Raw genomic sequence first — 16,253 nt, 5'->3', positions numbered from 1 at the left:
TTTTGAAACAGCTTATAAAAACTTCTGTAAAACGACCAATTGGCGTCATAATGATTGTATTAGCTGTTCTTGCCTTGGGATTCATGTCATTGCGCAATCTTGCGGTCGATCTTTTCCCTGAAATAGATTTACCGGTAGCTGTTGTTGCAACCAATTATCAAGATGCAGCACCTGAAGATATACAGAATTTAATCAGCAGACCACTTGAATCAGCAGTAAGTGCAGTAGAAGGAATAGATACCGTTCAGTCGCAATCACAGCCTGGTGCGTCCATGGTCATGATGATGTTTCAAAATGGAACAGATTTAGACCAGGCTTTACTGGATGTGAGAGAACAAGTCGATCAGGTGAAGGGCTTTTTACCTGAAGGAGCAGGAGAACCGAATATCCTCCGCTTCAGCCCTGATTCACTTCCGGTCATGTATTTAGGATTAACGGGTGATGACTTAGCTGAGTTAACAGAGCTGGCAGATCAGCAAATTGTACCTTTCTTTGAGAGACAGGAAGGTGTAGCCTCGGTCACCATTGAAGGAGGCTTGGAAAGAGAAATTCAAATTGAATTAGATGAAGCAAGCTTAGAGCAATATGGCATATCACCTCAAAATGTGATGGATACACTTCGAAGTGCCAACAGCTCTTCTTCTATTGGTACCGTAGAGCAGGGAAATCAAGATTTACAGATTCGTGTTATCGGTGAATTTAATCATATAGAAGATATTGAAAATACACAAATTCTATCAGAATCAGGCGGCATTGTCCGTGTCTCTGATATTGCAACGGTGCATGATGATTTTAAAGAGGCTTCCTCGGAAACGATGGTAAACGGCGAGCATGCGCTTGTCCTGTCTGTGATGAAGCAGACAGATGCGAATACGGTAGAGGTTGCAACAAATATTACAGATGCGATGCCGGGAATTGTGGAGGATTTGCCAGAGGGTCTGGATTTAAAAACAATCATTGATACCTCTGAATTTATCGAGATGTCGATTGACTCTGTCATCAATAATATTTTAATTGGTGGAGCAATTGCCTTTTTTATCCTGCTCTTATTCTTAAAAAGTATCCGTGCTACCATTGTTATTGGATTATCGATTCCAATTGCGATTATTGCAACTTTTGCACTGATGTACTTTACCGGTCAGACACTCAATGTCCTTTCGCTGGGCGGATTGGCTCTCGGAATTGGTATGATGCTCGATTGTTCGATTATTATCTTGGAAAATATCTTTTCATACCGGAGAAGAGGCTATAGTCTCTTTGAAGCAGCGACGAAAGGATCCATTGAACTGGCACCAGCAGTTATTGCTTCAACAACAACAACATTAGTCGTATTTCTGCCAATTGTTTTTGTAGAAGGAATGTCATCGGATTTGTTTACACCGCTGGCACTTGCGGTATCCTTTTCTTTAGTGGCATCCTTAGTCGTTGCTGTTACCCTTGTTCCCATGCTCTCTTCCAAGCTATTAGCGAATGTCATGGAAGGGTCGGGAAAAAGGTATTGGTTTGATCGATTCTTAACTTGGTTAAAAAATCGTTATGGAAAAGGCCTGGAAAAGGTCTTGAAATTTAGAAAAACAACAGTACTGGTAACGATTTTAGCCATTGCGGGAAGTCTTTTCCTAATTCCGCGCATCGGGATGGAATTTATGCCGTCAGCAGATCAGGGGCAGGCGCAGATTATGGTGGAAACGCCGCCGGGAAGCAGCTTAGATTATACGATTGGTATTACAGAGCAGGTAGATGAAATTTTAGCAGATTATGATGAATATATGGAGGTCAGCTATGTAACCATTGGTTCAGCCGGATTTACAGGAAGTGTGAACCAGTCAACCTATACCCTGCAATTGACGCCTGCTGCCGAGCGTGACCGTTCAACCGGAGAAATTATGGTAGAAATTGATGAACGTGTACAGCATATTGCAGGTGCAGACATTGCAGCTTCTGCCATGGACGGCGGCATGGAAATGGGAGATCCAATTACGATTCAATTAAATGGTCCGGAAAATGAGACGCTTATTGATTTATCTGAACAGGTGTTAGAGGAGATACAAGAGGTACCAGGGGTAACCAATACATCCTCCACAGCAGAAGATGGAATCCCGCAAATGGAGCTTCGTGTAGATGAGGACCTTGCAGCGGGCTATGGCCTTTCAGGAGCACAGATCACCAGCCAGCTGGAAATGAAATTTTCCGGGCAGGTAGTCGGCCAATATCGGGAAGAAGGGCAGGAAATTGATATTACGATATCTTACCCGGAAGATACACGTACAAGTATGGAAGACCTGTTAGATAGCAGCATTCAATCACCATCAGGAGCGACGATTCCGGTAGATGAGCTTGTAGAAATCGAACAGGCAGAGGGACCGCAAACCCTTTTGCGGGAAAATCAGCAGGCGCAAATGAATGTGAGCTCCGGTGTAGTTGACCGTGATTTAGGAAGTGTTGTAGCGGATATCGAAACGAAGCTTAGTCAAATGAACTTCCCTGAAGGTTATACGTATAACATTGGCGGACAGGCGGAAGATATGGAAGAAGCCTTTATGGAGCTTGGAGTGGCGCTGATCTTTTCGATTTTCTTAGTGTATATCGTACTTGCTGTCCAGTTTGAAAATCTGTTGCAGCCTTTTATCATTATGTTTGCATTGCCAACAACCATTATTGGTGTTATCGGCGGATTATTTATGACCAATATATCTCTTAGTGTTGCCGGGTTTATTGGCATCATTATGCTCGCCGGTATTGTTGTCAATAATTCCATTGTTTTGGTAGACTATATCAATATTCTGCGCAGACGCGGCATGGATCAGCTGGAAGCAATCATTGAAGCAGGACGATCCAGACTGCGCCCGATTCTAATGACCTCGCTGACAACCATTTTGGCGATGATTCCATTAGGATTAGGGATTGGTGAAGGAGCAGAGCTGCAGCAGCCATTAGCAGTTACGATTATCTTTGGGCTCACTGTCTCCAGTATCTTTACGCTATTCTTTGTTCCTGTTATTTATCTGATCTTTGATAATATGACAAAGAAGGTAACAGGGAGAAGGAAGCGAAAGAAAGCAGTCCAAAAGTGATTTTGTGTCAGCTCTCTTGCTATTGAGGTAAACTCGCATTTGTAAAGCTGTTTTTTTGAACACCCTAAATTAAAAAAATGTTGGTTTTCATCGAAAATCAAGTATGATAGAAGAAAAACGAAGGAAGGTAGATAACATGGCAATAGCTCAAATTATGCAGCTGCTAACAGGGATATTTGAAGGGCTTTTGGGGATTCCGCTCTTTGGCGGTCTCTATATTATGGGTTCCGGATACACGCCATTATTTGTTATGCTGGTTCTCCATATTATTACATTATTTCTTGCCAGCCGTAATGGAAGATGGATAGCGGGCAGCGTTTTAGGGATTGTGACGAGCATTATCGGATTTATCCCGATTGTTGGTATGGTGATGCACTGGATTACAAGTATTGTATTAATTTTTTCTGTATTTCAATCAAGAAAATATTAGTAACAAAAGCGTATGCAATAATATGAAAAAAACCATCCTGTCGCTGGAAGCAGGATGGTTTTTTATTGGATAAATCAAGCTTATTCTGGCCACCAGTGAAAGCCGTCTCTTTCAAGCAATTCATTCGCAGCTTTTGGTCCCATAGAGCCGGATTCGTAATTTGGGAAGTCCGCTTTTTTATTAGACCAGCTTGCTAAAATACGATCAACAAATTCCCAGGACAATGCTACCTCATCCCAATGTGTAAAGTTCGTTGCATCGCCAAGCATACTGTCATAGAGCAGCTTTTCATATGCTTCCGGTGTATTGATGCCGGATTCTGAATCTTGATGATAAGCAAGCTGAATCGGCTCTGTTAAGTTGCCATTCCCTGTTTTTTTCGCATTCAGGTGCAGGGTAATCCCTTCATTCGGCTGAATGTTGATTACAAGCAGGTTCGGATTACGCAAATCATCTTTTTTATAATAAAGGTTCATTGGGATATCCTTAAATTCTACAACGATTTTGGTTGATTTTTCTTTCATCCGTTTTCCGGTACGAATATAGAATGGGACACCCGCCCAGCGATAGTTATCGATTACCAGCTTTCCGGCAACAAAGGTTTCTGTTGCAGAGTCTTTTAATTCCTCTGCTTCATCCTGATAGCCAATAACTTCCTGCCCGTTTATCTTTCCAGCGCCGTATTGCCCGCGGACAAAATACTCACTGACTTTTTCTTCTTTAATGGTACGTAAAGCACGCAGTACCTTGATTTTTTCTGATCGAATTTCTTCTGTGCTTAAATTAATCGGCGGCTCCATCGCAAGCAAGGCAACCATTTGCAGCATATGATTTTGGATCATATCCCGGGTCGCTCCCGATGTATCGTAGTAGTGGGCACGCTCTTCTACACCAAGTGTTTCACTGCTTGTTACCTGAATATTATTAATAAACCGATTATTCCATAAATGCTCAAAGATTCCATTGGCAAAACGGATCACTTCAATATTCTGAACCATCTCTTTTCCAAGGTAATGGTCGATACGGTAGATCTGATTTTCATCAAAAGCAGCTTGAAGCTCTTTGTTCAGTTTTTTAGCAGATGCCAAGTCATGTCCGAACGGTTTTTCAATAACTAACCGTGTCCAGCCGGATGTTTCTTTCAGACCATGGTTTTTCAGCTGATTGGCAATCGTTCCAAAAAAGTCAGGAGCCATTGCTAAATAGAACAGACGGTTACCATCCGTGTGATAATCCTGCTCAAGAGACTCTACCATATATTTTAAATCCTTATATGAATCTGTAGAAGTGACGTCGAATGATTTATAGTAAAAGTGAGATATGAATTCAGATACGTCTTCATCCTCGGGAATGAGCCCCTGAATAGATTTCTCTACTTTTTCACGTATAATATCATTATTCCATCCACGACGGGCCAGCCCGATAACAGAAAAATTCTCATCTAATTTACCACTTTTATAAAGACGGTAGATGGATGGATACAATTTACGGTTTGCCAAATCTCCGGTTGCTCCAAAAATCACGATAGTTGCTTTTGGTTGTATAGTTTCACTCATGATTAGGTTCCTCAATTCTTTAGTTTCTGTAAAGATGTTAAAAATGCGTATGAACTTCCTTTGAAAATGCTGAGTCAAAAGCTGATAAAAATGTCCTGCAGGCTAAATCCATAAAGGCTTTGACTGCCCCCACTTTTACTAAAGTATTGATTTTTCAGTGAAGCTTTTGAACACGTGCAAAAACATTAAAAATTCCCTAAAGATAGAAGGGGATTAATCATTAACTTTACAGAATGAACAGTGGCTTTGTCAATATATTTACCTCTAAAAAGGTGTTAATAAATTAATTTTTCTGAATTCAAATAAGGTATCTTGTAAATAGTGGAATTAATATTGAATAAGGCGATACCAATAAAATAAATAATGTATGATCAAATGAGGAGAAAATGTGAAGCGAGTTCAGGTGAAATTCGAGTTTCTGCGGATGATCAGCCGAATGCAGATTAACCCGGCCAAAATGGAATTCTTGTATGGCTTTTTTGAGAACTATTTGAAACTAAACAAAAGGAGGAAACCCCAATGATGGAGAGAATCGAGAACTTGCCGGAGGAGGAGAAAGAAGAAGTGCTTCAGCTGCCAAATTCATATTTGGATAAAGGAAAACAAGAAGGAATAGAAGAGGGAATAAAGAAGGGCATAGAGGAAGGTATAAGAAAGCGGGATAAGGAAATAGTTTTGGAATTAACAGCAAAAGGAATGTCAATCAGTCAAATAGCAGAAATCGCAAAATTAAGCAAAGACGAAATTGAAAAACTTACCAGTGAGTAATTAAATAACATAAGTCATCAGCTTTCATTAGACAGGAAAGGGAACCAGTTTTAAATCTAAAACGGTTCCCTTTTTAACGTTGAAATATAGTGAAACTTCACTCAGCGGGAGATTGCTATGAAGAAACTCCCAACCAAATTACAGCTTCGCCTTATGCAGTTTCAACATCATTTGGTTAATAACTTGGGAAAACATCAAACCTATAGCAATACCTCCAGCCAGCAGCATTACCTGAGCAGAGAGCTGAATAGCGGTATTATAATCATTTTCAACAAAATTCCGCATCGCATTAAATGCAACACCGCCAGGAACAAGCGGTATAATACCAGATACAGTGAATATAATAATTGGACGTTTAAGAATACGTGAACAAAGTTGACTGAGAATCGAGACAAGGATAGCAGCAAATGTAGTTGCTGCAACGATATCAACATGAAAGTCCCTGAGTGTATAAAAGAAAATCCAGCCAGCCATCCCGACAAGACCGCATGGAATTAATGATTTTTTTGGCGCATTGAATAATATGCCAAAACCTGCCGAAGCAATAAAGCTTGCAGCAAGCTGAATGATTATTTCTAGCATCTCACGCAATCCTCCATTCAAAATGTAACTATTAAGGTATGAACAACCTCTTAAACCGGAAAGAATCCATAGACCATTGCAATACCGGCTCCAATCGCCACAGCAGTAAGTAATGACTCAATCCCTTTAGAAACGCCGGAGACAAGGTGACCGGCCATTAGATCACGGATGGCATTGGTAATAGGAAGTCCGGGAACGAGTGGCATAACAGCACCGATAATAATCATTTCCAGACTGGCACCGAAGCCGAGCAGAAAACAGGATGCAGCAGTTAAACCAATGAATGATGCACCGATAAACTCTGCCAGAAAACGAATTTCAATCATTTTATCAAAAAGAATCATCATCAGGTACCCGATACATCCAGCAAAACAGGCCGGTAAAAAGTCTGGCCAGGTACCACCAAACATTAATGAAAAACATCCACTGACCAGCGTTGCTGCAAGGATTTGGAAACGTAGGGAAAAAGATAAACTATTTTTCTCCAACATCTCCATTTTATGATAAGCTGCTTCTAAAGGAATTTGATTAGCAACAATTTCCCTTGAAAGCTGATTTACGTCATCGATTTTATGTAGATCTGTTGCTCGCTTGGTGATCCGTAAGAAATAACTGCTTGATGTATAATCGAGCGAGAAATGCAGGCCGGTTAAAGTAGCATAACTTTGCGGATTTTCTACACCATATGATTTTGCGATTCGATCCATGGTATCCTCGACCCGATAGGTTTCCGCTCCAGAAGCCAGCATGATTTTTCCAGCTAATAAACAAATTTTTTCTACTGTCACAGATGACTTTTTCAAACCTTAACACCTACTTCCGATTCAAAACAATAACATTTTATATTATAAGTAAATGAAGCCGGGAAATAAAGCTGTAAACCTAATTTTCTGAGAGAAGTGGAAAAAGCCTGAGTGCATGAATGGCACAGCATATATTTGGCTGTCAGCTATTTTTAACCCTTGAAATGACATTTTTCCATATTTAAAACATGAAGAAATAGATGCAAAAACATAGTAAGATTAAATAACTGACAACAGTATAAAAACAATTGCCATAAAAGGAATTGCATTTGCAAAAGCCAAGGTAAGGAATATCAACATTTGGATACGCTGCTTCATATCTTGTTCAACGTTACCGGCAGGAGAGCGTTGAGAGAAAATATAAAACATACTAAAAGTAATGAAAATAACAATGATAGCAATAGGAATGTAAGCATCAGACATGACCAGCTGTTCTTCTGATGAAAAAACGAAGCCAAGTATCAGCATAGCAATAGGTAAAACCTCGACCAAAGCAATCTTCATAAAAAAGTCAGACATATACTTCGGAAGCTTTTCAGGCTCCGTAAGCATATTATCCAAGGTCGAACGGAATATACGGATGGTTCCCAATGTAGCAATAACAGCGGCTAGTACAAAGATATACAAGTGCATAGGAAAGCATCTCCTTTTCAAACATTTATTTAATAATGAATGTATCATAACCCCAACATGAATAAAAGTCTTATTTAACCTGTATCTCATCAGCGGAAACCCTGTTATGAAAGTTTCCAAAAGAATAATCGGATAAATCATTGCGCAATCTATGAAGAGTCCTATATAATTTAAAGAAACCGACAGTAAATAATGTCGAAACTAGGGAGATATTATGGAAATAGAATGAGCGAGTCACCCTATTTGCCTTACTGCTTCTGATCGAGCGGGAGCTGAAATTTTTAGAGTATGTGAATTGTAATTTTTAGGAGAATACTATGCTTAACTATGTAGATTTAACGATAGCCTTTTTTATTTCTGCTATTACAGCATTACTGGTTACGTTCCCGGTGAAAAAGCTGGCAGTGAAAATAGGAGCAATGGATAAACCGAATCATCGGAAAATACATCAAAATGTCACACCAAGATTGGGCGGGCTGGCCATCTTTGCCGGTGCTCTATTAGGTATGCTTTATTTGCAGCCGAGACATATCTTTATAGACGAAATTCTGATCGGCTCGCTTATTATTTTAATTACCGGAGCATTGGATGATAAATATACGATCCGTCCACTTATTAAATTATCCGGCCAAATTGTTGCTGCAAGCTTGCTTATTTATGCAGGCTTAGTAATCGAACGCATTACAATTCCGCTCTTGGGTGTCGTTGAACTTGGTTTTTTAGGACCGATACTTACCTTCTTTTGGATTATTGGGATTACCAATGCGATCAATCTAATTGATGGATTAGACGGGTTGGCCACCGGGGTAACAACGATTGCCATGATCAGTATCTTTGCGATGGCGATTGTGGACACGCAAGTGCTGGTTGCTTACTTATGTATTACCTTTATTGGCGCAAATATTGGTTTTTTATATCATAATTTTTACCCCGCCAAGATATATATGGGCGACACCGGGTCGAATCTGCTGGGGTATATCATTGCCATTATTTCTATCTTAGGTTTGTTTAAAAACATTACCTTCTTTAGCTTTATTATTCCCATTGTGATTCTTGCAGTGCCTATTTTTGATACGCTGGTGGCGATGATTCGCCGCTTATATAATAAGGAAAGTATCATGACAGCAGACCGCCGCCATATTCATTATCAATTAATTGATTCCGGCTACAGTCACCGAAAAACAGTTGTCATTATTTACCTGTTCAGTGCACTGTTTGGGGTGATAGGAATTCTCTTTTCTGAAGCGGATCTGGCAATTTCGCTTGTCTTTACAGCTGTGATGATCGTTCTGCTGCATATATTTGCTGAACTCGCCGGGCTTGTGATGGGTGGGAAAAGGCCTATTGTAACCATGCTCCGGCGGATAAAGGCATTTATCTTTAGGCCGTTTAAGAGAAGAAAGAAATCAAGAAAAAGCAGTGACTGAGTTGTGCATGTCACTGCTTTTTTTTATTATAAGTTTTTGTATTATAAACTCCAGTAATTAAACCCTTCTGCTTCTAAAGCTTCTCTGCCGTAAGCGCCTTTGATATCAATAAATACTTTATCCTCTGTTCTGTACATCGGCAGGAAGTCGCTTGGACCGTATTTACTGTATTCCTGATGCGGGACAGCTAACACAACTGCATCCAGATCTTTTAGTTCATTATCTTGAACCAATTCGAATCCGAAAACTTCCTTAACTTCTTCAGGCTCTGCCTTTGGATCGTGGACAAGCACATTTACACCATATTCTGTCAGCTCATTGACAATATCATTGACCTTCGTATTACGCACATCCGCCACATTTTCTTTAAACGTCAGTCCAAGAATGGCAACACGCGCACCATCCACCTGAAGCTTTGACTTAATCATTTTCTTAATGATACTGCTGGCAATGTATCTGCCCATATCATCATTGATTTTTCTGCCTGCTAAAATAATCTGTGAATGATAACCGAGCTGTTCTGCCTTATAAGTGAAATAATAAGGATCTACACCGATACAGTGTCCACCAACCAAGCCGGGAGTAAACTTTAAAAAGTTCCATTTTGTTCCGGCCGCTTCGAGAACGTCCTTCGTATCAATATCCATCTTATTAAAGACCATCGAAAGCTCATTCATAAAAGCGATATTAATATCACGCTGTGAATTTTCAATTACCTTGGCAGCCTCTGCAACCTTAATAGATTTTGCTTCAAAGACACCGGCTTGAATGATCGAACCATATAAAGCAGAGATTTCTTTTAATGCTTCTTCGTCCGAGCCAGAGACAATTTTTTGAATTGTGACAAGTGTATTCACCTTATCACCCGGGTTAATCCGTTCTGGAGAATAACCCACTTTGAAATCCTTCCCGAATTCCAAGTTAGATTTCTCCTCCAAAATAGGAATACAAACTTCTTCCGTTGTCCCGGGATATACAGTTGATTCATAAACGACAATAGAATCTTTAGAAAGGTGTTGTCCAACTGTTTCGCTTGCTGAAATCACAGGTTTTAAGTTCGGTGTTTTATCGGAATTAATCGGTGTCGGCACAGCGACAATATGAAATGTACAATCACTGATATCACTTGGCGCACTTGTAAATACTAAGGAGGTTTCCTTTAAAGCCTCACTGCCGACTTCCTCTGTAACATCAATCCCATTTATATATTGCTGTACCTTTGCTTCATTAAGATCAAAACCGACCACATCATATTTTTTTGCTAACTCCACGGCAAGGGGCAGTCCTACATAACCCAGACCAATGACGGAAATTTTTGCTTGTTTATCTTGAATTTGTTGAAATAGATTCATTTATTTAGCCTGCCTTTTTCAAATGTAAATGCATGTCATGTATTGTATATTACATATTATACAATACATTTTATATTTCATAATATACAATGTATTACTTGTTCCATATTATACATTTATCTATTTTAGATGTATAGTAATTGGTAGCCAGCCTTATTGTAACGATGCCATTTATATCAACAAAACACACTGGAGGCGAACGATATGACAGTCAAAAAAGCAATTATTCCCGCAGCAGGTCTGGGAACCAGATTTTTACCGGCGACAAAGGCGCAGCCAAAGGAAATGCTTCCAATTGTAGATAAACCGACGATTCAATATATTATTGAGGAAGCAGTGGCCTCAGGAATAGAAGATATCATGATTATTTCCGGGAGAGGCAAGCGTGCCATAGAGGATCATTTTGATAAATCATATGAACTGGAAGAAAAATTAGAGCAGAAACAGGATCTGAAAACATTAGAAGAGGTCAGAAGCATCTCTAAACTAGCAAACATTCATTATATCCGCCAAAAAGAACCGCTTGGTCTCGGGCATGCGATTGGCTGTGCAAGTACATTTATTGGAAATGATCCGTTTGCTGTCTTACTTGGTGATGATATTGTTGTATCAGAAAAGCCATGTTTAAAGCAGCTGATTGATGTTTATGAGGAGCACCACACAGCTGTAATTGGAGCTCATTCCGTTCCATGGGAAAATGTATCAAAATACGGAATCATTGATCCTGAAAACAAGGATGAAATGGCAGGCAGAACCAGTTTTGTACATGATCTTGTTGAAAAACCGAACGCAGGAGAGGCCCCGTCCAACCTGGCTATTATGGGCAGATATATTTTGACACCGGAAATCTTCCCGATTTTAGAAACACTTGCACCTGGCAAGGATAATGAAATTCAACTGACAGATGCATTAAAGCAACTTAATCAGACGCAGGAGATTGTTGCATATAACTTTGAAGGCAAGCGTTACGACGTAGGCAACAAATTTGGCTTTATTGAAGCAACGATTGACTTTGCCCTGGAAAGACCGGATTTAAAAGCGAGTGTGCTGAAGTATATGAAAGCGAAAATAGAGGAAGAACAATAAGAAGAGGAGGCAGACTGGACAGAGGTCTGCATTCTTGTTTGAAAATCAAAAAAATGAGTGATTAATCAAGTTAGATTAACCATTGAAAATAAAGTTAAGAACAATAGATCTAAATTTACAAACTCCATAAGCCATCACTTCTAATGAAACAAAGCCCTTCATTCCTTTGTTTCATTTTTATTATTTCAACAAGCGCCAGCAAGCTTTTTTTCATAAAATAGTCACTGTCGAAAATTTATTTATCCTTACCCCTATGTTATAATGCTTCTGGGTAAAATATCGACAAATTACTTTGCAGAGGAATGAAAATCATGGGGGAGAAGAAAAAAATATTTTTCTTTATATATCAGCTGGGGTCTGGCGGTGCGGCGAGAACGATGCTCAATCTATTAAATAACATCGATTTAGAGCAGTTTGAGCCGACATTAATTACTTTGAATTATGATGGAGATTATGAAAAATACTTAAAAAAAGAAATCTCCTTTATCAAGCTGCCGACCAGAAGACTGCGCTCGGGGATTATCCCCTTTTCCAAAATAATTAAAAAGGAAAAGCCCGACATTATATTCAGTACCATCCCTAACTATAACCTCATTGCGATTGCAGCAAGACTGTTATCCGGTCATAACGCGAAAAATATTGTTCGGGAAGCAGCGTTATTAGGAACAGAAGGAAAGTTTAATGCAAAATTGAAATTATATGGATTAGCTTATCGATTCTCTAAAAAAGTCGTTGCCCTGTCTGAAGGAGTAAGACAAAATATCATTCACAACTACAAAGTAAATCCCAAAAAAATAGAGGTTATCTATAACCCGGTCGATGTAGGAAATATAGAAGCGATGAAGAAGCAAGGCAAAATTGCCGAGGAGCATCAATCTATATTTACCCCCGGAAAAAAAGTGATTATTACAGCAGGGCGTCTGGTAGATGATAAAGACCAGGCGACGTTAATCAGTGCTTTTGCGAAATTAAACAAGAACATCCCGGCCAACCTTGTTATTCTTGGTGAGGGAGAGCTTGAACAAAAGCTGAAAAAACAAGTAAAAGCATTAAATTTAGAGGGAAATGTATTTTTTGTAGGCTTTCAGGAAAATCCATATGCTTATTTTAATAAGGCGGACATTTTCGTATTATCCTCAAAAAGAGAAGGATTTGGGCATGTGCTGACAGAGGCGCTAGCCACCAGAATTCCTATTATCTCCACTGATGCCAGACCGGGTGCTGCAGAAGTTCTGGACAACGGTAAATATGGTGTGGTGACACCAGTTGGAGACCCAGATGCACTTGCTGCACGAATGGAAGATGTCCTAAATTGGGATGACGAAAAAAGAAGCCAGGTAACGGAAAAAGGATGGGAGCGAGCCGTATCCTTCCGTGCAGATAAGATCGTCAAAGAATATGAGAAGCTCTTTAATCAAACGATTGACCAATAATGATGAATAATAAATAGAGAGGACAGCTCCGATGAATGAAAAAAAACGTGTTGTTCATTTAACAACAGTGCATCATCCTCATGATCCGAGAATTTATCATAAGGAATGTAAATCATTAAAAAAAGCTGGATTCGACGTATACCTGATTGCCAAGGAAACGGAAGCGGGTATAGATAAGGAAAGTGGCATTAAGCATATTGTCATCAAGGATTATACAAGCAGATGGGAGCGCATGACCAAGGGTGCCTGGACGCTTTATAAACAGGCAAAAAAACTAAATGCCGATGTGTATCATTTTCATGACCCGGAACTGCTGCCAATCGGATGGCTGCTTAAAAACAGCCGGAATCATGTGATTTATGATATTCATGAAGACTACATCACAAGCATGCTGCAAAAAGAATATTTACCGCAACCTATCCGAAGATTGGTTGCGAAGGCATATAAGAAAATGGAACAGTTTTTCGCAAAAAGGATGGAATTAATCCTTGCTGAGAAATATTACAAGGATATTTATCCGGATGGAGAATGCATTTTAAATTATCCAATGGTAAATACCGCATTTTTAGAGCATCAGCGTGAAGGGATAATAGAAGATAAATTAATTTATACAGGCAATGTAACAGATGTGCGTGGTGCATTTCTGCATGCAAAATTGCCTTTAATAGATGAGAATATTACGATGAATTATATCGGTAAATGCTCAACGGAATTTGCAGATGAAATTTATCGGATTGCCAAAGAGCAATCAGACCGGGTTCATATTAAAGGTGTGAATCAATATATTCCCAAGGAAGAAATTGAACAGGCTTATTTGAATCATAATTGGTTAGCAGGGGTTGCGATTTTTCCGGAAACAGAGCATTATATGAAGAAAGAATTAACGAAGTTCTTTGAGTATATGAATGCCGGTATTCCAATTATTTGTTCGAATTTTCCTGTCTGGAAGAACTTTATTGATAAGCATCAATGTGGTATCACCGTAGACCCGCATAATGATCAGGAAATAAAGCAGGCATTGGATTATTTAAGAAATAACCCGGAAGCTGCCAGACAAATGGGCGAAAACGGGAAAAAAGCTGTCCAGAAACAACTGAATTGGGGAACAGAAGAAGAAAAACTGATTACTATTTATCAGCGCTTATTGAATGAATAGGACGAAATGAAGTAGGTGAATGATTTGGGAGATAAAAAACCGACAATCTCTGTAATTACGCCAACCTATAACTCCGAACGATTTATTGCTGAAACGATCGAATCGGTACAGGCACAGACTTTTTCGGAGTGGGAAATGATTATTGTTGATGACTGCTCGACAGATCGTACGGCAGAAATTGTAAAAAGCTATGCCGAAAAAGATGGTCGTATTCACTTAACGGTTTTGGAAGAAAATCAAGGATCGGCAATAACACGTAACACAGCAATGAATCAGTCTAAGGGGCGCTATCTTGCCTTTTTAGACAGCGACGATCTATGGCTGCCCGAAAAATTAGAAAAACAACTTGCATTTATGCAGGATAATGGGGTCGCCTTTTCCTTCACACAATATGTACGTATGAATGAAGACGGTACAGATACCGGTGCAATCAGCACAGCTCCTGCAACCGTAATGTATGAAGATTTAATGAAGCGCTGTGTCATCGGATGCCTGACGGTGATGCTGGATCGTGAAAGAATAGGCGAACGGCGGATGGTAAATATCCGTACCAGACAGGACTATGCTTTCTGGCTGGAAATCACCAGACATGGTCATTTTGCTTATGGGCTACCAGAAGTATTAGCAAGATATCGATTAGTCGGCAACTCGATTTCCAGCAATAAATGGAAAGCAGCAAAAAGAAATTGGGATGTATTCCGGGAAGTAGAGCAGCAAAACCTTCCCAAAGCAGTATATTATTTCTCGCATTACGTAACCCGTTCTCTCGGGGACTTATTAAAATGGAATGCGAAGAAGTAGGGGATATTAAATATATATTATAAAACAGATTAAAAAAGTTGATATTTCAGGATAGATAGTAAAAGCATTCACTAGCGTAGTGTTTTGCCAGAGCGGTTGCCGGAAAGCTACATGACTCCTTGCACAAACAGAATAAGTGAAATCCTTTAATTCAACTTATACTATTTTTATAAAACAACATTATTTTAGTGTATAATAGCAACTAAGCTCAGGAAACCTTTTAATAAGGAAGCCGGAGCAAGATAGGATTGAAAAAATCACTTTCCCGAAAGGACAATCATAAGTATGTCCACGATAGAAAGTGTTGAAATAATTAGGCGGTGTCAAATTATAATGAAAAACTATATACAAGAGATTTTACGGAGAAAGGATTTACTGTTCTATCTCGTGAAATCCGGACTCAAGGCGGAGCACCGAAACAGCTATCTCGGTTATTTCTGGTGGCTGCTTGATCCGCTACTAAACGTACTCGTATTTTATTTCTTAGTCGTTATTATCTTACAGCGTGGAGAAGAGAATTATGGATTATTCCTAGTTATTGGTTTAGTTGTTTGGAGATGGGTATCGACAAGCATGAATTCCTCATCCAAATCAATTTTAAGATACAGTTCGATAATTAATCAGGTATACCTGCCAAAATCATTATTTCCAATATCTTTTACGATGACGCAATTATTTAATTTTGGATTTGGCTTAATTGTTATTGCGCTGTTTTTGTTAGCTTACGGCGTTTTTCCGGATTGGCATGTTATCTATTTACCGGCTCTTATTTTAATACAGCTGACGTTCCAATTGATGCTGGGTCTTGTATTAGGCTATATTACAGTATTCGTTCGTGATATTGATAATTTACTCAGCTATGTGACAAGGCTCTTTTTCTACGCATCACCAATTATTTGGGAAGGCGGCCGTTTACCGCCTGAATATAGCTTCTTTGTTGATGTTAACCCGATAGCTATTATGGTAACATCCTACCGTGATATTCTAATGTATCATAAAACACCAGACTTTCTCGGGTTAGGCATTATTTTCGTTGCCAGCTTAGCAATCAGTGTCTATATGATTTATTATTATAGTAAAAATGAGCATAAGATTATTAAAGCATTATAATCCATCACGCACAGTATGATGGAATGAATTAAGCATATAGCT

General features: G+C 39.3%; 14 protein-coding genes. 9 read left to right on the top strand and 5 right to left on the bottom strand.

The features are described from left to right. Positions 1-2 precede the first annotated feature (2 nt). On the top strand, positions 3-3,074 hold the full coding sequence (locus FLK20_RS12035; protein ID WP_227995022.1) for an efflux RND transporter permease subunit: 3,072 nt from the start codon (positions 3-5) through the stop codon (positions 3,072-3,074). Positions 3,075-3,210: 136 nt separating this feature from the next. Further along, the gene (locus tag FLK20_RS12030) at positions 3,211-3,504 is read left to right on the top strand and encodes a hypothetical protein (protein ID WP_152656825.1); all 294 of its coding nucleotides are present in this window, start codon (positions 3,211-3,213) and stop codon (positions 3,502-3,504) included. 80 nt (positions 3,505-3,584) lie between these two features. On the opposite strand, the gene zwf is transcribed toward FLK20_RS12030, so the two are convergent. Beyond that, positions 3,585-5,060, bottom strand: a complete 1,476-nt coding sequence (gene zwf, locus FLK20_RS12025; RefSeq protein WP_152656824.1) for a glucose-6-phosphate dehydrogenase — start codon at positions 5,058-5,060, stop codon at positions 3,585-3,587. 519 nt (positions 5,061-5,579) lie between these two features. On the opposite strand from zwf, the gene FLK20_RS12020 reads away from it, so the two are divergent. Beyond that, entirely contained in the window at positions 5,580-5,828 is a 249-nt protein-coding gene (locus FLK20_RS12020) for a hypothetical protein (protein ID WP_152656823.1), read from the top strand. A gap of 138 nt (positions 5,829-5,966) precedes the next feature. Here FLK20_RS12020 and FLK20_RS12015 read toward each other — a convergent pair whose 3' ends face one another. From FLK20_RS12015 to FLK20_RS12005, 3 genes are all read right to left on the bottom strand, one after another. Beyond that, positions 5,967-6,410 carry a threonine/serine exporter family protein gene (locus FLK20_RS12015; RefSeq protein ID WP_152656822.1) on the bottom strand — a complete coding sequence of 148 codons (444 nt, stop codon included), beginning with the start codon at positions 6,408-6,410 and terminating at the stop codon, positions 5,967-5,969. Positions 6,411-6,460: 50 nt separating this feature from the next. Beyond that, positions 6,461-7,213 (bottom strand): threonine/serine exporter family protein, encoded by a 753-nt coding sequence (locus FLK20_RS12010; protein ID WP_152656821.1) that lies wholly within the window; start codon positions 7,211-7,213, stop codon positions 6,461-6,463. A 219-nt stretch (positions 7,214-7,432) separates the two neighbouring features. Further along, positions 7,433-7,846 (bottom strand): hypothetical protein, encoded by a 414-nt coding sequence (locus tag FLK20_RS12005; protein ID WP_152656820.1) that lies wholly within the window; start codon positions 7,844-7,846, stop codon positions 7,433-7,435. Positions 7,847-8,163: 317 nt separating this feature from the next. On the opposite strand from FLK20_RS12005, the gene FLK20_RS12000 reads away from it, so the two are divergent. After that, positions 8,164-9,273, top strand: a complete 1,110-nt coding sequence (locus tag FLK20_RS12000) for a glycosyltransferase family 4 protein (RefSeq protein ID WP_152656819.1) — start codon at positions 8,164-8,166, stop codon at positions 9,271-9,273. Positions 9,274-9,314: 41 nt separating this feature from the next. On the opposite strand, the gene FLK20_RS11995 is transcribed toward FLK20_RS12000, so the two are convergent. Next, positions 9,315-10,625, bottom strand: coding sequence for a nucleotide sugar dehydrogenase (locus FLK20_RS11995; RefSeq protein WP_152656818.1), 1,311 nt, complete (start codon positions 10,623-10,625; stop codon positions 9,315-9,317). Between the two features lie 204 nt (positions 10,626-10,829). Here FLK20_RS11995 and galU point away from each other — a divergent pair, with 204 nt between their 5' ends. The 5 genes from galU (at position 10,830) to FLK20_RS11970 (ending at position 16,211) form a co-directional block, all read left to right on the top strand. Continuing rightward, positions 10,830-11,711 (top strand): UTP--glucose-1-phosphate uridylyltransferase GalU, encoded by an 882-nt coding sequence (galU, locus tag FLK20_RS11990; protein WP_152656817.1) that lies wholly within the window; start codon positions 10,830-10,832, stop codon positions 11,709-11,711. A 311-nt stretch (positions 11,712-12,022) separates the two neighbouring features. Further along, on the top strand, positions 12,023-13,144 hold the full coding sequence (locus FLK20_RS11985; protein ID WP_152656816.1) for a glycosyltransferase: 1,122 nt from the start codon (positions 12,023-12,025) through the stop codon (positions 13,142-13,144). 31 nt (positions 13,145-13,175) lie between these two features. Then, a complete protein-coding gene (locus tag FLK20_RS11980) occupies positions 13,176-14,300 on the top strand; it encodes a glycosyltransferase (RefSeq protein ID WP_152656815.1) in 1,125 nt (374 codons plus the stop codon). A gap of 24 nt (positions 14,301-14,324) precedes the next feature. Beyond that, positions 14,325-15,101 (top strand): glycosyltransferase family 2 protein, encoded by a 777-nt coding sequence (locus FLK20_RS11975; protein WP_152656814.1) that lies wholly within the window; start codon positions 14,325-14,327, stop codon positions 15,099-15,101. 333 nt (positions 15,102-15,434) lie between these two features. After that, positions 15,435-16,211 carry an ABC transporter permease gene (locus tag FLK20_RS11970; protein ID WP_152656813.1) on the top strand — a complete coding sequence of 259 codons (777 nt, stop codon included), beginning with the start codon at positions 15,435-15,437 and terminating at the stop codon, positions 16,209-16,211. Positions 16,212-16,253 lie beyond the last annotated feature (42 nt).

This window comes from Oceanobacillus sp. CFH 90083, assembly GCF_009389585.1.
Taxonomy (GTDB): Bacteria; Bacillota; Bacilli; order Bacillales; family Amphibacillaceae; genus Oceanobacillus.
This window is presented reverse-complemented; position numbering and strand designations above follow the sequence as displayed.